Raw genomic sequence first — 19019 nt, 5'->3', positions numbered from 1 at the left:
GATCGGGGCGGTACGGCCGGCCGGCCCGGTGCTGCCCGGGGACGTGGGCGCGGCCCTGGTGACGACGGTCATGCGGCGGCCCTCCCGGTGGCTGCGGCCATCACGGTTTCCTCGGTGGCGTCGGCGCGGGAGATCTCGGCGGTCAGCCGGCCCTCGTGCATCACGAGCACCCGGTCGGCCATGCCGAGCACCTCCGGCAGGTCGGAGGAGATCATCAGGACGGCGACGCCGTCGGCGGCCAGTTGGCTCAGCAGCCGGTGCACCTCGGCCTTGGTGCCGACGTCGATGCCGCGGGTGGGCTCGTCGACGATCAGTACCTTGGGGCCGGTGGCGAGCCACTTGGCGAGCACCACCTTCTGCTGGTTGCCGCCGGACAGGGTGTTGACGGTGTCCGCGATCCGGGCGTACTTCACCTGGAGCCTGACCGCCCAGTCCAGGGACCGGCTGCGCTCGGCGCCGCGGTCCACCAGGCCGGCCTTCACGGTGGTACGGAGTCCGGTGAGGCCGATGTTCCGCTCGATGGACATGTCCATCACCAGGCCCTGGGCGCGCCGGTCCTCGGGGACCAGGGCGAGGCCGGCGGCCATGGCCGTGGACGGCGCGCCGTTCACCAGCGACTTGCCGTCCACCTCGACCTCACCGGCGTCCCAGCGGTCCACGCCGAACACCGCGCGGGCCACCTCGGTGCGTCCGGCGCCGACCAGTCCGGCCAGGCCGACGATCTCGCCGCGCCGCACCTCGAAGGAGACGTCGGTGAAGACGCCCTCGCGGGTCAGCCGGCGCACGCTGAGCGCGACCTCGCCGGGGGTGACCTCCTGCTTGGGGTACAGCTCGTCCAGATCGCGGCCGACCATCCGGCGCACCAGGTCGTCCTCGGTCATGCCGTCGAGCAGTTCGCTGGAGATCCAGGCGCCGTCGCGCAGCGTGGTCACCCGGCGGCAGATCTGGAAGATCTCCTCCAGGCGGTGGGAGATGAAAAGTACCGCCGCGCCCTCCTCGCGCAGGGTGCGCACGACCCCGAAGAGGCGGGCCACCTCGCTGCCGGTGAGGGCGGCGGTCGGCTCGTCCATGATCAGGACACGGGCGTCGAAGGAGAGCGCCTTGGCGATCTCCACGATCTGCTGGTCGGCGATGGACAGACCGCGCGCCGGGCGGTCCGGGTCGAGGTCGACGCCGAGGCGGCGCATCAGGTCGGCCGTGACGGCGTGGGTGGCCTTGTGGTCGATCCGGCCGAGCGCGCGCCGCGGCTGGCGGCCCATGAAGATGTTCTCGGCGATCGACAGGTCGGGAAAGAGGGTCGGCTCCTGGTAGATGACGGCGATGCCGGCATCGCGGGCGTCGCCGGGGCCGTGGAAGACGACGGGTTCACCGTCGAGCAGCACCTGGCCGGCGTCGGGACGGTGCACTCCGGCGAGCGTCTTGATCAGGGTGGACTTGCCCGCGCCGTTCTCACCGGCGAGGGCGTGCACCTCCCCGGGGAACAGCTCCAGGGAGACGTCCCGCAGGGCACGGACCGCGCCGAAGGACTTGGACACGTCCTTCAGGGCGAGAACCGGGGCCGGACCCGTATCGGACGACGGGTGGGTCATGGGGGCTCCTCGACGACGCCGGCGGGACGGCCCTCACGGCGTCGTGAAAGGTTTCAACTGGGTTGCCGGGACGTTAGGCAGGTGGGGCATGTCACGTCAATGGGTCCGGGTCGAAAAACTTTCGATAGCCGAAGGTCACGACAGGATCACGGGGATCCGGCTTGGCCAGAAGGCTTGACACCCCTTCGGCGGCCTCATAGCTTCGCGTTCTGAATCGTTTCATACATGGTCGTACGCAGCACGGTGCGACCCGACGTCAGGAGCCGACGTGACCGAGCTCGCCGCGGTGAAGGCCGCGCTGAAGACCCAGGCAGTCGAGACGCCGTCGTGGGCGTACGGGAACTCGGGCACCAGGTTCAAGGTGTTCGCGCAGGCCGGTGTGCCGCGCTCCCCGTTCGAAAAACTCGACGACGCCGCGAAGGTCCATGAGTTCACCGGGGTGGCGCCGACCGTCGCGCTGCACATCCCCTGGGACCGGGTCGACGACTTCGCCGCGCTGGCCGAGTACGCCGAGAAGCGCGGGGTGAAGGTCGGCGCGATCAACTCCAACACCTTCCAGGACGACGCCTACAAGCTGGGCAGTGTCTGCCACCCGGACTCGGCGGTGCGCCGCAAGGCGGTGGACCATCTGCTGGAGTGCGTCGACATCATGGACGCGACGGGTTCCAAGGACCTGAAGCTGTGGTTCGCCGACGGGACCAACTACCCCGGTCAGGACGACATCCGCGGCCGGCAGGACCGGCTGGCCGAGGCGCTGGCCGAGGTGTACGGGCGGCTCGGCGACGACCAGCGGATGCTGCTCGAGTACAAGTTCTTCGAGCCGGCGTTCTACGCCACGGACGTGCCGGACTGGGGCACGGCGTACGCGCACTGCCTGAAGCTGGGCGACAAGGCGCAGGTCGTCGTCGACACCGGGCACCACGCGCCGGGCACCAACATCGAGTTCATCGTCGCGACGCTGCTGCGGGAGGGGAAGCTCGGCGGGTTCGACTTCAACTCGCGGTTCTACGCGGACGACGACCTGATGGTCGGGGCGGCCGATCCGTTCCAGCTGTTCCGGATCATGTACGAGGTGGTGCGGGGCGGGGGGTTCTCGGCGGATGTGGCGTTCATGCTGGACCAGTGCCACAACATCGAGGCGAAGATCCCGGCGATCATCCGGTCGGTGATGAACGTGCAGGAGGCCACGGCGAAGGCGCTGCTCGTCGACGGCGAGGCGCTGGCCGCGGCGCAGGTTTCCGGGGATGTGCTGGAGGCCAACGCGGTGCTGATGGACGCGTACAACACGGATGTGCGGCCGTTGCTTCGTGAGGTGCGGGAGGAGATGGGGCTGGACCCCGAGCCCCTGAAGGCTTACAAGGCGTCGGGGTGGGCGGAGCAGGTTGTCGCTGAGCGGGTCGGTGGGGAGCAGGCGGGGTGGGGCGCGTAAGCGATTGCCGGGTTCTGTGATTCGCGGGCTGCGGGCCGAGTGTGGCTGGTCGCGCAGTTCCCCGCGCCCCTTCGGATACATCTCCCTCGTGTGAAAAGGACTGGACAGCATGGCATCCCACCCCGAAGCCTCCGCACTGATCGCTCGTTCCCATCGGCTCGGCTCCGACGCCCGTAACACCAACTACGCCGGGGGCAACGCCTCCGCCAAGGGCACCGAGACCGATCCCGTCACCGGGGGTGAGGTGGAGCTGATGTGGGTCAAGGGGTCGGGTGGTGACCTCGGGACGCTGACCGAGGCCGGGCTCGCGGTGCTGCGGCTGGACCGGATGCGGGCACTCAAGGACGTCTACCCGGGCGTCGCGCGCGAGGACGAGATGGTCGCCGCGTTCGACTACTGCCTGCACGGCAAGGGCGGGGCCGCGCCGTCCATCGACACCGCCATGCACGGGCTGGTCGAGGCCGCGCACGTGGACCATCTGCACCCCGACTCCGGGATCGCGCTGGCCTGCGCGGCGGACGGCGAGAAGCTGACCGCCGAGTGCTTCGGCGACACCGTGGTGTGGGTGCCGTGGCGCCGGCCCGGTTTCCAGCTCGGGCTGGACATCGCGGCGGTGAAGGAGGCCAACCCGCAGGCGATCGGCTGTGTGCTCGGCGGACACGGCATCACCGCGTGGGGTGACACCTCCGAGGAGTGCGAGCGCAACTCGCTGCACATCATCCGGACCGCCGAGAAGTTCCTCGCGGAGCGGGGGAAGGCCGAGCCGTTCGGGCCCGTCGTCGAGGAGTACGCGCCGCTGCCCGAGGCCGAGCGGCGGGAGCGGGCCGCCGCCCTCGCGCCGTACGTCCGGGCCGTCGCCTCGCAGGACCGGCCGCAGGTCGGCCACTTCACCGACGCCGACGTGGTGCTGGACTTCGTCTCCCGCGCCGAGCACCCGCGGCTCGCCGCGCTCGGTACGTCCTGCCCGGACCACTTCCTGCGCACCAAGGTCCGCCCGCTGGTCCTGGACGTGGCGCCGGACGCGCCGCTTGAGGACGCGATCGCGCGGCTGAAGGAGCTGCACACCGAATACCGCGAGGAGTACGCCGCCTACTACCAGCGGCACGCCGAGCCGGACTCCCCCGCGATGCGCGGCGCCGACCCGGCGATCGTGCTGGTGCCGGGCGTGGGCATGTTCTCCTTCGGCAAGGACAAGCAGACGGCGCGGGTGGCGGGCGAGTTCTACGTCAACGCCATCAATGTGATGCGGGGCGCCGAGGCGGTCTCGACGTACGCGCCGATCGAGGAGTCGGAGAAGTTCCGGATCGAGTACTGGGCCCTGGAGGAGGCCAAGCTCCAGCGGATGCCGAAGCCCAAGCCGCTGGCCACCCGGGTCGCGCTGGTGACCGGCGCGGGCAGCGGGATCGGCCGGGCGATCGCCGAGCGGCTGGTGGCCGAGGGCGCCTGTGTCGTCGTAGCGGATCTGAACGGGGACAACGCGGCCGCCGTCGCCGAGGAGCTGGGCGGGCCGGACAAGGCCGTCGCGGTGACCGTCGACGTGACCGACGAGGAGCAGATCGCCGCCTCGTTCCGGGCCGCGGTGCTCGCGTTCGGCGGGGTCGACCTGGTCGTGAACAATGCCGGCATCTCCATCTCCAAGCCGCTGCTGGAGACCTCCGCCAAGGACTGGGACCTCCAGCACGACATCATGGCCCGCGGGTCGTTCCTGGTGTCGCGGGAGGCGGCCCGGGTGATGATCGCGCAGGAACTCGGCGGCGACATCGTCTACATCGCCTCGAAGAACGCCGTCTTCGCCGGTCCGAACAACATCGCCTACTCCGCCACCAAGGCCGACCAGGCGCACCAGGTGCGCCTGCTCGCGGCCGAGCTGGGCGAGCACGGCATCCGGGTCAACGGGGTCAACCCCGATGGTGTGGTGCGGGGTTCGGGCATCTTCGCGGGCGGCTGGGGCGCCAAGCGGGCCGCCGTCTACGGGGTGCCGGAGGAGAAGCTCGGCGAGTTCTACGCCCAGCGCACGCTGCTCAAGCGCGAGGTGCTCCCGGAGCACGTGGCGAACGCCGTGTTCGCGCTGACCGGCGGTGACCTCACGCACACCACCGGCCTGCACGTCCCGGTCGACGCCGGCGTCGCCGCCGCGTTCCTGCGATGAGCACGGACCTGACCTCGTACGCCGCGGTCGACCTCGGCGCGTCCAGTGGGCGCGTCATGGTCGGCCGCGTCGGCCCCGGCACCCTGGAGCTGACCGAGGCGCACCGGTTCCCCAACCGGCCGGTGCGCCTTCCCGAGGGGCTGCGCTGGGACGTGCTGGGGCTGTACGCCGGGGTGCTTGACGGGCTGCGGGCGGCCGGGCAGGTGGCGTCCGTGGGCGTGGACAGCTGGGCGGTGGACTACGGGCTGCTGGACGCGGACGGGGCGCTGCTCGGCAACCCGGTGCACTACCGCGACGCCCGTACCGAGGGCGTGGCGGAGAAGGTGTGGGCGACGGTGCCGGCCGCCGAGCTGTACGCGGCGACCGGGCTCCAGTACGCGCCGTTCAACACGCTGTACCAGTTGACGGCCGCTCGGTCGACTGCCCAACTGGCGCAGGCGCGGCGGGCGTTGCTCATCCCCGATCTGCTGACGTACTGGCTGACGGGTGAGCAGGGCACCGAGCTGACCAACGCCTCCACCACCCAGCTGATCGACCCGCGCACCCGGGACTGGGCGCACGACGTGGCCGAGCGGCTGGGCGTCGACCTCGGGCTGTTCCCGCCGCTGCGGCTGCCCGGGGATCCGGCGGGGCTGCTGCGGCCGGCGGTGCTGGAGGAGACGGGACTGACCGGGCCGGTGCCGGTCACGGCGGTCGGTTCGCACGACACCGCCTCCGCGGTGGCCGCGGTGCCGGCGACGGACCAGCGGTTCGCGTACATCTGCACCGGCACCTGGTCACTGGCCGGTCTGGAGCTGACCGCGCCGGTGCTGACCGAGGAGAGCCGGGCCGCCAACTTCACCAATGAGCTGGGCCTGGACGGCACGGTCCGCTATCTGCGCAACATCATGGGGCTGTGGCTGCTCCAGGAGTGCGTACGGGCCTGGGGCACCCCGGACCTGGGCGAGCTGCTGCGGGCGGCCGGCGAGGTGCCCGAGCTGCGGTCGGTGGTGGACGCGGGGGACGCGGCGTTCCTCGCGCCGGGCCGGATGCCGGAGCGGATCGCCGCGGCGTGCCGGGCCTTGGGGCAGCCGGTGCCGGGCACGCCCGCCGAGATCACCCGGTGCATCCTGGACTCCCTCGCGCTGGCCCACCGGGGAGCGGTCGAGGACGCGCAGCGGCTCGCCGGGCATCCGGTGGACGTCGTGCACATCGTGGGCGGCGGGGCGCGCAACGCGCTGCTGTGCCAGCTGACCGCCGACGCCTGCGGGCTGCCGGTGGTGGCCGGCCCGGCGGAGGCCGCCGCGCTCGGCAACGTCCTCGTGCAGGCCCGCGCGGGCGGGCTGGTCGGCGACCTGGCCGGGATGCGGGACCTGCTGGTCCGCACCCAGCGGCCGGTCCGCTACGAGCCGCGCGGGGACGGCGCCCGCTGGCGGGCCGCCGCGTCCCGACTCGCCGAGCGGTGACCGGGGTCTGTCCCGGCTCCCGGCCACCGCACTACCCTTCTTTCATCCGATGATCAACAGCAAGGAGCCGCGATGCGTGTCGCTTTGTTCCTGACCTGCGTCAACGACACGCTCTATCCCGATACCGGGCGCGCGGTGGTGAAACTGCTGACCAGGCTGGGCGTCGAGGTCGACTTCCCGGCCGGTCAGACCTGCTGCGGGCAGGCGCACTACAACACCGGTTACCGGCACGAGGCGGAGCCGCTGGCCCGGCACTTCTCCGAGGTCTTCGGCCAGTACGAGGCGATCGTGACGCCGTCCGGCTCCTGCGGGGCGATGGTGCGCGAGCTGTATCCGCGGATGGGTGAGCGGGCCCGGTCCGAGGGGCGCGGGGACACCCTCGCGGCCACCCTGGCGCCGGTGGTGCCGAAGACGTACGAGCTGACCGAGTTCCTGGTGGACGTGCTGGGGGTGACGGACGTCGGGGCGTACTACCCGCACACGGTGACGTACCACCCGACCTGTCACGGGCTGCGCTCCCTCGGGCTCGGCGACCGGCCGCTGGCGCTGCTGCGGGCGGTCAAGGGGCTCGACCTGATGGAACTGCCGGGCGCCGAGGAGTGCTGCGGGTTCGGCGGCACCTTCGCCATGAAGAACGCCGACGTGTCGCTGGCGATGGGCACCGACAAGGTGCGCAACGCCGAGTCGACCGGCGCCGAGGTGCTGTGCGCGGCCGACAACTCCTGTCTGATGCACATCGGCGGGACGATGAGCCGGCTGCGGACCGGCATGCGGCCGGTGCACATCGCCGAGATCCTGGCCAGTACGGAGGAGGAAACGGCGGCATGAGCGGCACATTCGTAGGGATGCCTGCATTTCCCCCGCCCGCCCACCCGGCCTTCCCGAAGGCCGCGCACGAGGCGGTGCGGAACACGACGCTGCGGGGCAATCTGCGGCACGCCACGCACACCATCCGGGCCAAGCGGGCCAAGGCCGTCGCGGAGGTCTCCGACTGGGCCGAGCTGCGCGAGGCCGGGAAGCGGATCAAGGACCACACGCTGCGCCACCTGGACCGCTACCTGGAACAGGTGGAGGAGTCGGTGACGGCGGCGGGCGGCGTCGTGCACTGGGCCGCCGACGCCGACGAGGCCAACCGGATCGTCGCCGATCTGGTCAAGGCGACCGGCGAGTCGGAGGTCGTCAAGGTCAAGTCGATGGCCACCCAGGAGATCGGGCTCAACGAGGCGCTGGAGGCCGAGGGCATCCGGGCCTACGAGACCGATCTCGCCGAGCTGATCGTGCAGTTGGGCAAGGACCGGCCCTCGCACATCCTGGTCCCGGCCATCCACCGCAACCGGGGCGAGATCCGGGAGATCTTCCAGCGGGAGATGAGCGAGTGGGGCCGGCCGGCCCCCGAGGGGCTGACCGACACCCCCGCCGAACTGGCCGAGGCGGCCCGGCTGCACCTGCGGGAGAAGTTCCTGCGCGCCAAGGTCGGCATCTCCGGCGCCAACTTCGTGGTCGCCGACACCGGCACGCTGGTGGTGGTGGAGTCCGAGGGCAACGGCCGGATGTGCCTGACCCTGCCCGAGACGCTGATCTCGGTGGTCGGCATCGAGAAGATCGTGCCGACCTGGCAGGACCTGGAGGTCTTCCTCCAGACCCTGCCCCGCTCCTCGACCGCCGAGCGGATGAACCCGTACACCTCGACGTGGACCGGCACCACCGACGGCGACGGCCCCCGCGTCTTCCACCTGGTGCTGCTGGACAACGGCCGCACCGACACCCTCGCCGACGAGGTCGGCCGCCAGGCGCTGCGCTGCATCCGCTGCTCGGCCTGTCTGAACGTCTGCCCGGTGTACGAGCGGGCCGGCGGGCACGCCTACGGGTCGGTGTACCCGGGCCCGATCGGCGCCATCCTCAGCCCGCAACTGCGCGGTACCGGCAGCGACATCGACGCCTCCCTGCCGTACGCGTCGTCGCTGTGCGGCGCCTGCTACGAGGTGTGCCCGGTCGCCATCGACATCCCCGAGGTGCTGGTGCACCTGCGGGAACGGGTGGTGCAGGGCGGACCGGCGGTCCGCGAGGGCAACCGGGTGGTACTCAAGCCCGCGAAGGGGCACGCGGCCGAGCGGGCGGCGATGCGGGCCGCGCAGTGGGCGTTCACGCATCCGGGCGCGCTGCGCACCGGGCAGCGGCTGGCGTCGCGCACCCGCCGGTTCCATCCGCGCACCCTGCCCGGTCCGGGCCGGGCGTGGAGCGCCGGGCGGGATCTGCCGGCGGTGCCGGCCGAACCGTTCCGGGACTGGTGGCAGCGCACCCGCGGCGGGAAGGACGGAGCCAAGTGAGCAGCAGGGAACGGATTCTGGGCCGGGTGCGGCGCGCGCTGGCCGACGTACCGGGCGAGGAGGCACCCCCCGAGCGGGACTATCTGCGCGAGCACGGGGCGCGGAGCGTCACGGAGACGGTGGAGCTGCTGGCGGAGAACCTGGCGGACTACCGGGCCCTGGTGCACCGGTGCGCCGGGGACGAGCTGCCGTCGGTGCTCGCCGGGCTGCTCGCCGCGCGCGGGTCCACGTCGGTGGTCGTGCCGCCGGGGCTGGACGAAGGCTGGCTGGCGGAGACCGACGTCCCCCGGGTCGCGGACCTGGCCGACGCCACCGCGGCCGACCTGGACCGGGTGGACAGTGTCGTCACCGGCTGCGCCGTCGCCGTCGCCGAGACCGGCACCCTCGTCCTGGACGGCTCCCCCGACCAGGGCCGCCGCCGGATCACCCTCGTGCCGGACCACCACATCTGTGTCGTCCGGGTCCCCGGCCAGGTGGTCTCCTCGGTGCCCCAGGCCCTCGAACGGCTCGCTCCGGCCCGCCCGTTGACCTGGATCTCCGGCCCCTCGGCCACCAGCGACATCGAGCTGGACCGGGTGGAGGGGGTGCACGGCCCGCGCACCCTGGAGGTGGTGCTGGTGCACGGTACGACGGCCCCCGGGGTGTAGCTGAGTACACCCCGGGATCCGGGCCCTGCGCCCACTGTGTCCGGACCGGCGCGCTCGTAGCGTCGTGGTCGAGGCACAGGGTGTGCCGTCGGGGAAGGTGATGACGATGTCCCGCGAGGCGTTGCGGCTGGTCAAGGTCAGCAAGACGTACGGCACCGGCGACGGGGCGGTGACCGCGCTGGACGGGGTGACACTCGGCCTCGAACAGGGCACCTTCACGGCGGTGATGGGGCCGTCCGGCTCGGGCAAGTCGACGCTGTTGCGGTGCGCGGCGGGCCTGGACCGGCCGGACGCCGGGGTCGTGTGCGTGGACGGCACGGAGCTGACCGGCGGCACGGAGACGGAGCTGACCAAGTTCCGGCGCGGGCGGGTCGGGTTCGTCTTCCAGGAGTACAACCTGCTGGAGACGCTGACCGTCGCGCAGAACACGGTGCTGCCGCTGAAGCTGGCCGGGCGGCGAGTGGACCGGCGGCGGGCCCGGGAGATCCTCGCCTCGGTCGGGCTCGGCGACCGGCTCGGGCACCGGCCGCACCAGCTCTCCGGCGGCCAGCGGCAACGCGTGGCGATCGCGCGGGCGCTGGTCGCCGAGCCCCGGGTGGTCTTCGCGGACGAACCGACCGGCGCGCTGGACCTCCGGGCCGCGCGGCAGGTGCTGCGGCTGCTCCAGGACGCGGTGCGGGTGCACGGGCGGACCGTGGTGATGGTGACGCACGACCCGGTCGCCGCGTCGTACGCCGACGCGGTGGTGTTCCTCGCGGACGGCCGGGTGGCCGGGGAGCTGCGGGGCCCGACGCCGGACGCGGTGGCCGAGCGGCTGGCGCACCTGGGCGACGACCTGACGGCGGGGGTGTGAGCCATGTGGGCTCTGGCCATGCGGTCGGTGCGGCACCGGCCGGGACGGTTCCTCGCGACCCTGCTGTCCGCCTTCCTCGGCGCGGGAGTCGTCATGACGTTCAACTCGTTGCACGACACGGCGGCGGGCGACGGTGTCGACGCGGTGAGCGCGGACACCCTGGGGCTGTCGGCGGGCGTGGTGGGCGGCTACGGCACGCTGCTGGTGTTCTTCGCGATCGCCTCGACGCTGACGGTCAGTGTGCGCCAGCGCGCCGCCGAACTGGAGCTGCTGCGCCGCTCGGGGGCCACCCCGGCGCAGCTGCGCCGGATGGTGGTCGGTGAGGCGGTGGCGGTGGCCCTGGCGGGCACGGTGCTGGCGGCCGGCCCGGCGATGCTCGGCGGGCGGGCGCTGCTCGGGGTGTTCCAGGACAGCGGGCAGGTGGACGAGTCGGTGGCGTACGCCTTCGGGCCCATCGCCCTGGGGTCCGGGGTCGTGGTGACCCTGCTGGCGGCGGCGGGCGCCGCGTTCCTCGCGGTGCGGCGGGCGACCCGGCCGGGCGGGCGGCGGGCCGCGCGGCGGCTGCCGGCGTACGCGGCGCTGGGCGCGGGGGCGGTGTGCACCTGCTCGACGTTCGGGTTCGCCGCGACGGACGAGGCGTTGATGGCACCGGCCGCGTACGGGGCGATCCTGCTGTCGGTCGGTTTCGCGCTGCTGGCGGCGCGGCTGCTGACCTCGGCGGTGGGGTGGCTGCCGCTGGGCGGGGCGAGCGGCTGGCTCGCGGTGCGCAATCTGCGCCGGCGGGCCGGTCAACTGGCCGGCATCCTGATGTCGCTGATCCTGTTCACGGCGGTGGCCACGGCGACGCTCACCCTGCAGGCCGTGGAGAGCGACGCGGTGGCGGCGTCGGGCCGAGTGAAGTCGGTCGACGCCAAGAACCTGGAGACGCTCAACTTCACGGTGGTCGGCATCATCGCGGTGTTCGTCTGCGTGCTGCTGGTCAACTCGCTGTACGCGGCGACGGCCTACCGTTCCCGCGAGTTCGGGCAGCAGCGGCTGGCGGGCGCGACGCCCGGCCAGGTGCTCGGCACGGTCGCGGTGGAGGGCGTGCTGCTCACGGTGACGGGGGTGCTGTTCGGCACGGTGGCCGCGCTGGCCGGGATCGTCCCGTTCACCATGGTCCGCACCGACGCGGTACTGCCGGACGCGTTCTGGGGCACCTGGCTCGCGATGACGGCGGTCGCGGCGGCGGTGACACTGGGCACCAGTGTGTGGACGGCCCGACGGGTGCTGCGGGTACCGGCGGTGCGGGCGGTGGCGGCGTGATCCGGCGTCCCGGCCCGGCCCGGCTCAGCGAGCGGCACGGCCGGTCCGCTCCGCACCCGGGGCGCTCCGGCCGGACGCGGGCGAAACTGACCGGGTGGGCGGCTCGTTGGGCGGGCTGGCACCGCCGCATGCCTGATGTCCCACCGCACAGCCGACCAGCAGACCGCCGAGCCCGTCGGGAGGACCCATGCACGACACCACCGCCCAGACCGAGAAGCGCGTCGAGCGCTTCGTACGGGAGCGCGTCGCGCCCGCACTGGAGCGCCGGCACCGCGCGCTGGACGTGACGGCGTGGGAGGTGCCGGACGAGCCGGTGCCGTTCGCCGAGGCGGTGCGGCAGGAGTTCACCCCGGTCGCGCCCGGCACCCCGTGGAGCAAACCGTGGGGCACGACGTGGTTCCACGTCACCGGGGAGATCCCCGCCGGGTGGGGCGGGCCGGAGGTGGCCCTGGAACTCGTCGTCGACCTCGGCTTCTCGGCCCGCCAGCCCGGTTTCCAGGCCGAGGGACTGGTGCACCGCCCGGACGGCACCGTCGTGAAGGGCGTCGAACCGCTCAACGCGGCCGTCCCCGTCGGCCCCGGCCCGGTCGACCTGTACATCGAGGCCGCCGCCAACCCCGACGTCGGCGGGCACCGCTTCTACCTGCCCACCCCGCTCGGCGACAAGAGGACCGCGGGCAGCGAGCCGATCTACACCCTGCGCAGGATCGACCTGGTCGAGCGCGACCTGACGGTCGACGCCCTGCTGCGGGACTGCTGGACGCTGACCGGTCTGCTGGGCGAGCTGGACCGGTCGCTGCCGCGCCGCGCCGAGATCCTGCGCGCCCTGGAGCGGATGTGCGACGCCGTGGACCCCGACCGGGTGGCCGGCACCGCCGCCGCGGGCCGGGCGGCGCTCGCGGACGTCCTGGCCTCGCCCGCCCACCCGAGCGCGCACCGGGTGGTCGCGGTGGGCCACGCGCACATCGACTCGGCCTGGCTGTGGCCGACCCGGGAGACCATCCGCAAGTGCGCCCGGACCTTCTCCAACGTGCTGGCCCTGATGGACGAGTACCCGGACTTCGTCTTCGCCTGCTCCAGCGCCCAGCAGTACGCCTGGGTCAAGGAGCACTACCCGCAGCTGTTCGAACGCATCCGGCAGCGGGTCGCCGAGGGCCGGTTCGTGCCGGCCGGCGGCATGTGGGTGGAGTCGGACACCAATCTGCCGGGCGGCGAGGCGCTGGCCCGGCAGTTCGTGCACGGCAAGGGCTTCTTCCTGCGCGAGTTCGGCTTCGAGCCGGACGAGGTGTGGCTGCCGGACTCGTTCGGCTACACGGCCGCGCTGCCCCAGATCGCCCGCGCGGCCGGCGCCAACTCGTTCCTCACCCAGAAGATCTCCTGGAACGACACCAACCGGATGCCGCACCACACCTTCTGGTGGGAGGGCATCGACGGCACCCGGATCTTCACCCACTTCCCGCCCGCCGACACCTACAACTCCGACCTGTCCGGCGCCGATCTGGCCCGCGCCCAGCGGCAGTACGCCGAGAAGGGCCTCTCCAACGTCTCGCTGCTGCCGTTCGGATTCGGCGACGGCGGCGGCGGCCCCACCAGGGAGATGATGGAGGCCGCCGCCCGCACCCGGTCCCTGGAGGGCTCACCGGCCCTCGAAGTGGGCACCCCGCGGCACTTCTTCGACCTCGCGAAGGCGTCGCACCCGGCGCCGGCCACCTGGTCCGGGGAGATGTACCTGGAACTGCACCGCGGCACCTACACCTCGCAGGCGCGCACCAAGCAGGGCAACCGGCGCGGCGAGCACCTGCTGCGCGAGGCGGAGCTGTGGCAGGCCACCGCCGCGTGGCGCGGGCTCGGCAGCTACCCGTACGAGGAACTCGACGCGGCGTGGCGGACGGTGCTGCTCCAGCAGTTCCACGACATCCTGCCGGGCTCCTCGATCGCCTGGGTGTACCAGGACGCGGAGCGGGGCTACGCGGCCGTCGCCGCCGCCCTGGAGCCGCTGATCGACGCGGCGATGCGGGCCCTGGCCGGGGCGGGCGAGGCGCCGGTCCTGTTCAACGCCGCGCCGGTCGCGGCAGTGGGCGTCCCGGCGCTGGGCGCGGCGCCGGGCACCGTACCGGCCGCGACGGCGGCGGTGGCCGAAGGGTCCGGCTGGGTGCTGGACAACGGTGTGGTCCGGGCGTCCTTCGACGCGGCGGGCCTGTTGGTGTCCTTCGTCGACCTGCACGCCGGCCGGGAGCTGGTGGCCGAGGGCGAGGCGGCGGCGCTGCTCCAGGTCTGCCGCGACCTGCCGAACCAGTGGGACGCCTGGGACGTCGACGCGCACTACCGCCGGCACATCACCGAGCTGCGCGCGGCGGACGCGGTGGAGGCGGGGGACGACGGGCTGGTGGTACGGCGTTCGTTCGGGGAGTCGGCGTTCACGCAGCGCTTCCGGCTCGCCGAGGGCGCCCGGGAGCTGGACATCGAGACCCGGGTCGACTGGCGGGAGCGGGAGAAGCTGCTGAAGCTGGCCTTCCCGCTCGCGGTGCACGCCGACCGGGCCGCCTCGGAGATCCAGTTCGGGCACGTCCAGCGGCCCACGCACACCAACACGTCCTGGGACGCGGCCCGGTTCGAGACGGCGGCGCACCGCTGGGTGCACGTCGGCGAACCGGACTTCGGTGCCGCGGTCGCCAACGACTCCACGTACGGCCATGACATCACCCGCCGCTGGGGCGCCGACGGGTCGGTGTTCACCCTGGTCCGGCAGTCGCTGCTGCGCGCGCCGCGCTTCCCCGACCCGCACGCCGACCAGGGCGAGCAGGTGCTGCGCTCGGCGCTGCGGGCCGCCCCGACCGTGCTGGCGGCCCTGGACACGGGCTACCGGCTCAACCTCCCGCTGCGCGCGGTCACCGGCGGCGGGCCGGTGGCGCCGCTGGTGACGGTCTCCTCGCCGGCCGTGGTGGTGGAGGCGGTCAAACTCGCCGAGGACCGTTCCGGGGACCTCGTCGTCCGCCTCTACGAGGCGCGCGGCGGCCGGGCCCGGACCCGGATCGAGGTGTCCGAGCCGTTCGCCCGCGCCTGGACCACCGACCTCCTGGAACGCGATCCCGCCGAGGTCGGCAACACCGCCGTCCGGTCGGCCTCCTGGGCGGCCGGGGAGCCGGTGCAGATCACGTTCCGTCCGTTCGAGATCGTGACGTTGCGGGTGCGGCGGGCCGGCTAGTCGGCCTTGGCGTACTCCTGGGCCATGCCGCCGGCGAAGTCGTGGACGACGACCTGTTCGTCGCCCACGACCCAGGCGTCGTGTCCGGGGGTGCAGACGAAGACGTCACCGGGGCCGACCTCGCTCTCCGCGCCGTCGTCCATGCGCAGCCGCATGCGTCCCTGGAGCACGTACCCGTTGTGGTGGATCATGCAGCTGTCGGTGCCGGCGAGCGGAGCCACCGACTCCGACCAGCGCCAGCCCGGTTCGAAGGTGGCGACGGCGAAGTCGAGTCCGCTCATGTGGACCGCCTCGATGTGTCCCTTGGGGAAGTCGCGCCGTTCGTCGGGCTTGTCGAGCGTCTTGATCTCCAGCATGACGCTCCTCCTTTCCGGCCGCCGGGTGCGCGGCCGGGGCCGGTCTCCGTCTGCCCCGCGCTCCCCACGGCTGACACCGGCGGGGGCCTGGCCCCACACCTCCATGGTCCGTCCGGCGGGCCGGGGACGCCAACCGGCGGGCGGCCCCAGCGGTCCGGCGGCAGGGTGATCACGCCGGCGGTGCTCGCCCCGCTCCACGGTCCGGCTGCTCCGGTTCACCCACGGGCGGCTGCAGCCCGACCCGGGCTCCCTGCCGGGGCACCCCAGCGGCCGCGGCACGACTGACAGGTACACGAAGCGCGGCTCGCCGGTAGGGACCGGGCGGCGGCGGACAGCCGCGCGTACCGCCTCCTGTGTGATCAGTCCCCACGTCCCGCACGTTTCTCCCGTTTCGGGTTTTTTGTCTGCTTAGCATGCATGGTCCGCCGCTCCCGTACGAGAGGACCCCAGATGGCGTTCCCGGGCCGTCCCAGCGCACTGGCCGCGCATGCCTTCTCCCCGCACGACGCCGTGCTGGGCGCCGCCGCCCGGTACCTCGGCCGCCGGCGCTTCCTCACCGTCACCGCGGCCGCCGCGGCGCTCGCCTTCTCCACCAACCTGCCGGCCCGCGGCGCCGTCGCCGCGCCCGAACTGGACGCCGCCCGGCTCACCGACGACCCCTTCACCCTCGGCGTCGCCTCCGGTGACCCGCTGCCCGACTCGGTACTGCTGTGGACGCGGCTGGCGCCCGAGCCGTTCGCCACCGACGGCGGACTGGGCGAGCAGCGGGTGACGGTGGAATGGGAGGTGGCCCTGGACGAGTACTTCGGCGTCCGGGTGCGCCGGGGCACGGCGCTGGCCTACCCGGAGTACAGCCACAGCGTGCACGTCGACGTCAAGGGCCTGGACCCGGACACCGTGTACTACTACCGGTTCCGCGCCGGTGGGTTCATCAGCCCGGCCGGCCGGACCCGGACCGCGCCCGCCGCGGGCGCCGACCCGTCCTCCCTGCGGCTGGCCGCCGTCGCCTGCCAGGCCTACCAGGACGGCTACTACACCGTGCACAAGCACCTCGCCGAGGAGGACGTCGACGTGGTGTTCCACCTCGGCGACTACCTCTACGAGTACGCGGTGAACTCGGCGGGCGGCGAGCGCCGGTACACCGACATCACGCTGCCCGACGTGTTCAACCGGGAGGCGACGACCCTGGCCGACTACCGGCTGCGGTACGCGCTGTACAAGAGCGACGAGGACCTCCAGGCGGCGCACGCCGCCCACCCGTTCGTCGTCACCTGGGACGACCACGAGACGGAGAACAACTACGCCGGCAGCGTGCCCGAGAACGACGTCCCGCAGTCGGAGTTCCTGGTCCGCCGGGCCGCCGCCTACCGCGCCTACTGGGAGCACCAGCCGCTGCGCTCCGCCCAGCTCCCGCAGGGCCCCGACGCCCAGCTGTACCGGCGGCTGCACTGGGGCACCCTGGCCCAGTTCGACATCCTCGACACCCGGCAGTACCGCTCCGACCAGGCCTACGACGACCGGCCGCACGCGCCCGGCGCCGAGTCCGACGACCCGGCGCGCACCATCACCGGCGCCGCGCAGGAGCGCTGGCTGCTGGACGGCTGGAAGTCCTCCGGCGCGCTGTGGAACGTGATGCCGCAGCAGGTCACCTTCTCGCAGCGCAAGTTCGACCTGACCGCCGACGCCCGGATGTCCATGGACGCCTGGGACGGCTACCGCGCCTCCCGGGCCCGGGTGGTGGCCGGCGCGAAGGCGGCCGGCGTCGACAACTGGCTGGTGCTCACCGGCGACGTGCACGTCGCCTACGCCTTCGACATCAAGGAGGACTTCGACGACCCGGACTCCAAGACCCTGGGCACCGAGCTGACCTGCACGTCGGTGGCCAGCGGCAAGGACGGGGTGGACAAGCCCGACACCTGGGACACGTACATGAAGGCCAACCCGCACATGAAGTTCTTCAACGGCAAGCGCGGTTTCGCCACGGTGGAGATCGGCCGGGAGTCGGCCCGGCTGGACTTCAAGACGGTCGCCGCCATCTCCCAGCCGGGCGCCGCGCTGAGCACCGCCGCGTCCTTCGTCACCGAGGCGGGCGCGCCGGGGCTGAAGCCGGCCTGAGCGGCCGGGCGGGTCCGCGTACTGCACTTGGCACCCGTCGGCGTCCCCCAAAGCGCGAACCCCGCGCCCGTCCGGCATCTCCCGGGGCGGATCGGGCTAGGGGGCTTCAGAAGCCCCTAGGGCTGGCAACTCCCCCACCTTTCTCCGGAATGTCTCAGGAGGCACATCGCATGGTCGGCAGACACCTCACGGGCCACCGCCGCGCCGCTCTCACCGCGCTCGGCGCGCTGGTCCTGACCGCCGTCCCCTCGGCCGCGTCGGCCGGGCCGCCGCCCGCGCCGGGCCCGCTGCCCACCGCCGCCCAGACGCTCGGCGCCGACCGTCCGTCGGCACAGGTGCTGCGGGCCCTCGAACGCGACCTGGGGCTGACGGCGGAGCAGGCGACGGCCCGGCTGGTCAACGAGGCCGAGGCGGGCACCCGGGCCGGCCGGCTCCGCACCACGCTGGGCACCCACTTCGCCGGTGCCTGGGTGAGCGGCACCACCTCGGCCCGGCTCACCGTCGCCACCACCGACGCCTCGCACGTGGCCGCCATCCGGGCGCAGGGCGCCGAGGCCACGGTCGTCAAGCGGACGCTGGCCGACCTCCGGACCGTCAAGGAGCGGCTGGACGCGGCCGGCCGGCGGGTGGACACCCCGGACACGCCGGTGTGGTACGTCGACGTGCCGGCCAACCGGGTCGTGGTGCAGGCCACCAGCGAGCGGGCCGCCACCGCCTTTGTGCGGGCCGCCGGGCTGACGGCGCGGGACGTGGGCGTGCGGGTGTCGGAGAACCGGCCGCGGGTGCTGGCGGACCTGGTCGGCGGCGAGGCGTACTACATCGACGACAAGGCGCGCTGCTCCATCGGGTTCTCCGTCACCAAGACCCAGGAGCAGGGCTTTGTCTCGGCCGGGCACTGCGGCAAGCCGGGCGCGAAGACCGCGGGGGCCGACAAGTCCGCGCAGGGCGAGTTCAAGGCGTCCACCTTCCCCAGCAAGGACATGTCGTGGGTCGGGGTCAACGACACCTGGACGGCCACGCCCGACGTGAAGGGCGAGGGCGACACGAAGGTGCAGGTGGCCGGTTCGGTGCAGGCGCTGGTCGGGGCGGCGGTGTGCCGCTCGGGCTCCACGACGGGCTGGCACTGCGGCACCATCGAGCAGCACGACGCCAGCGTCAGCTACGCGGAGGGCACCGTCGACGGTCTCACCCAGACCACGGTGTGCGCCGAACCCGGCGACTCCGGCGGCCCGTTCGTCGCGGGCGCCCAGGCGCAGGGCATCACCTCGGGCGGCTCGGGCGACTGCACCAACGGCGGGACGACCTTCTTCCAGCCGGTCAACCCGGTGCTGGAGGAGTTCGGTCTCACCCTGAAGACGCAGGACACCCGGTCCACATTGCCGGCCCCGGCGGACGAGGGGGTGGCGGACGGCTGGCGGACCGGCCGGGTCTACCAGGCCGGGACCACGGTCGTCTACGGCGGGGTGCGGTACACCTGCCTCCAGAACCACCAGGCGCAGGTCGCCTGGTCGCCGGAGGGCACGCCGGCGCTGTGGCAGCGAGTCTGACGAGCGGCTGACCGGAAGTCGAACGGCGTCCGGCCCGGGGAAGGTGCCCCGG

13 protein-coding genes are annotated in these 19019 nt (G+C 73.0%); 11 read left to right on the top strand and 2 right to left on the bottom strand.

The features are described 5' to 3' along the window. Positions 1–68: 68 nt before the first annotated feature. A complete protein-coding gene (locus tag ACTT8P_RS10915) occupies positions 69–1589 on the bottom strand; it encodes a sugar ABC transporter ATP-binding protein (RefSeq protein WP_442831369.1) in 1521 nt (506 codons plus the stop codon). Positions 1590–1857: 268 nt separating this feature from the next. Here ACTT8P_RS10915 and rhaI point away from each other — a divergent pair, with 268 nt between their 5' ends. From rhaI to ACTT8P_RS10870, 9 genes are all read left to right on the top strand, one after another. After that, positions 1858–3018 carry an L-rhamnose isomerase gene (gene rhaI / locus ACTT8P_RS10910; RefSeq protein WP_442831368.1) on the top strand — a complete coding sequence of 387 codons (1161 nt, stop codon included), beginning with the start codon at positions 1858–1860 and terminating at the stop codon, positions 3016–3018. A gap of 109 nt (positions 3019–3127) precedes the next feature. Then, on the top strand, positions 3128–5167 hold the full coding sequence (locus ACTT8P_RS10905) for a bifunctional aldolase/short-chain dehydrogenase (RefSeq protein ID WP_442831367.1): 2040 nt from the start codon (positions 3128–3130) through the stop codon (positions 5165–5167). After that, positions 5164–6612 (top strand): rhamnulokinase, encoded by a 1449-nt coding sequence (locus tag ACTT8P_RS10900; RefSeq protein ID WP_442831366.1) that lies wholly within the window; start codon positions 5164–5166, stop codon positions 6610–6612. Before ACTT8P_RS10905 ends, ACTT8P_RS10900 begins: the two co-directional genes overlap by 4 nt. Before the next feature lie 72 nt (positions 6613–6684). Continuing rightward, positions 6685–7440, top strand: a complete 756-nt coding sequence (locus tag ACTT8P_RS10895; protein ID WP_442831365.1) for a (Fe-S)-binding protein — start codon at positions 6685–6687, stop codon at positions 7438–7440. Beyond that, a complete protein-coding gene (locus tag ACTT8P_RS10890; protein WP_442831364.1) occupies positions 7437–8939 on the top strand; it encodes a LutB/LldF family L-lactate oxidation iron-sulfur protein in 1503 nt (500 codons plus the stop codon). Before ACTT8P_RS10895 ends, ACTT8P_RS10890 begins: the two co-directional genes overlap by 4 nt. Continuing rightward, positions 8936–9586: a LutC/YkgG family protein gene (locus ACTT8P_RS10885; protein ID WP_442831363.1), complete on the top strand. Its 651-nt coding sequence runs from the start codon at positions 8936–8938 to the stop codon at positions 9584–9586. Before ACTT8P_RS10890 ends, ACTT8P_RS10885 begins: the two co-directional genes overlap by 4 nt. Before the next feature lie 100 nt (positions 9587–9686). Continuing rightward, positions 9687–10439, top strand: a complete 753-nt coding sequence (locus ACTT8P_RS10880) for an ABC transporter ATP-binding protein (RefSeq protein WP_442831362.1) — start codon at positions 9687–9689, stop codon at positions 10437–10439. A gap of 3 nt (positions 10440–10442) precedes the next feature. Beyond that, entirely contained in the window at positions 10443–11744 is a 1302-nt protein-coding gene (locus ACTT8P_RS10875) for an FtsX-like permease family protein (protein ID WP_442831361.1), read from the top strand. Between the two features lie 187 nt (positions 11745–11931). Then, a complete protein-coding gene (locus ACTT8P_RS10870; protein ID WP_442831360.1) occupies positions 11932–14949 on the top strand; it encodes an alpha-mannosidase in 3018 nt (1005 codons plus the stop codon). Here the strand turns inward: ACTT8P_RS10870 and ACTT8P_RS10865 are convergent. After that, positions 14946–15305 (bottom strand): cupin domain-containing protein, encoded by a 360-nt coding sequence (locus ACTT8P_RS10865; protein WP_442831359.1) that lies wholly within the window; start codon positions 15303–15305, stop codon positions 14946–14948. The two genes, ACTT8P_RS10870 and ACTT8P_RS10865, sit on opposite strands and share 4 nt — an antisense overlap. A 450-nt stretch (positions 15306–15755) precedes the next feature. Between ACTT8P_RS10865 and ACTT8P_RS10860 the strand changes: the two genes are divergently transcribed. Continuing rightward, positions 15756–17420 carry an alkaline phosphatase D family protein gene (locus ACTT8P_RS10860; protein ID WP_442831358.1) on the top strand — a complete coding sequence of 555 codons (1665 nt, stop codon included), beginning with the start codon at positions 15756–15758 and terminating at the stop codon, positions 17418–17420. Positions 17421–17590: 170 nt separating this feature from the next. Next, positions 17591–18967, top strand: a complete 1377-nt coding sequence (locus ACTT8P_RS10855) for an alpha-lytic protease prodomain-containing protein (protein ID WP_442831357.1) — start codon at positions 17591–17593, stop codon at positions 18965–18967. Positions 18968–19019 lie beyond the last annotated feature (52 nt).

Source organism: Streptomyces sp. JW3 (assembly GCF_052216785.1).
Taxonomy (GTDB): Bacteria; Actinomycetota; Actinomycetes; order Streptomycetales; family Streptomycetaceae; genus Streptomyces.
The sequence above is the reverse complement of the archived record's forward strand: the minus strand, read 5'-3'. Positions and strand labels throughout refer to the sequence as shown.

Coding starts and splice junctions, on each gene's coding strand:
- ACTT8P_RS10915 (WP_442831369.1), bottom strand. CDS start 1,589: ATGACCCACCCGTCGTCCGATACGGGTCCGGCCCCGGTTCTCGCCCTG.
- ACTT8P_RS10905 (WP_442831367.1), top strand. CDS start 3,128: ATGGCATCCCACCCCGAAGCCTCCGCACTGATCGCTCGTTCCCATCGG.
- ACTT8P_RS10900 (WP_442831366.1), top strand. CDS start 5,164: ATGAGCACGGACCTGACCTCGTACGCCGCGGTCGACCTCGGCGCGTCC.
- ACTT8P_RS10895 (WP_442831365.1), top strand. CDS start 6,685: ATGCGTGTCGCTTTGTTCCTGACCTGCGTCAACGACACGCTCTATCCC.
- ACTT8P_RS10890 (WP_442831364.1), top strand. CDS start 7,437: ATGAGCGGCACATTCGTAGGGATGCCTGCATTTCCCCCGCCCGCCCAC.
- ACTT8P_RS10880 (WP_442831362.1), top strand. CDS start 9,687: ATGACGATGTCCCGCGAGGCGTTGCGGCTGGTCAAGGTCAGCAAGACG.
- ACTT8P_RS10875 (WP_442831361.1), top strand. CDS start 10,443: ATGTGGGCTCTGGCCATGCGGTCGGTGCGGCACCGGCCGGGACGGTTC.
- ACTT8P_RS10870 (WP_442831360.1), top strand. CDS start 11,932: ATGCACGACACCACCGCCCAGACCGAGAAGCGCGTCGAGCGCTTCGTA.
- ACTT8P_RS10865 (WP_442831359.1), bottom strand. CDS start 15,305: ATGCTGGAGATCAAGACGCTCGACAAGCCCGACGAACGGCGCGACTTC.
- ACTT8P_RS10860 (WP_442831358.1), top strand. CDS start 15,756: ATGGCGTTCCCGGGCCGTCCCAGCGCACTGGCCGCGCATGCCTTCTCC.
- ACTT8P_RS10855 (WP_442831357.1), top strand. CDS start 17,591: ATGGTCGGCAGACACCTCACGGGCCACCGCCGCGCCGCTCTCACCGCG.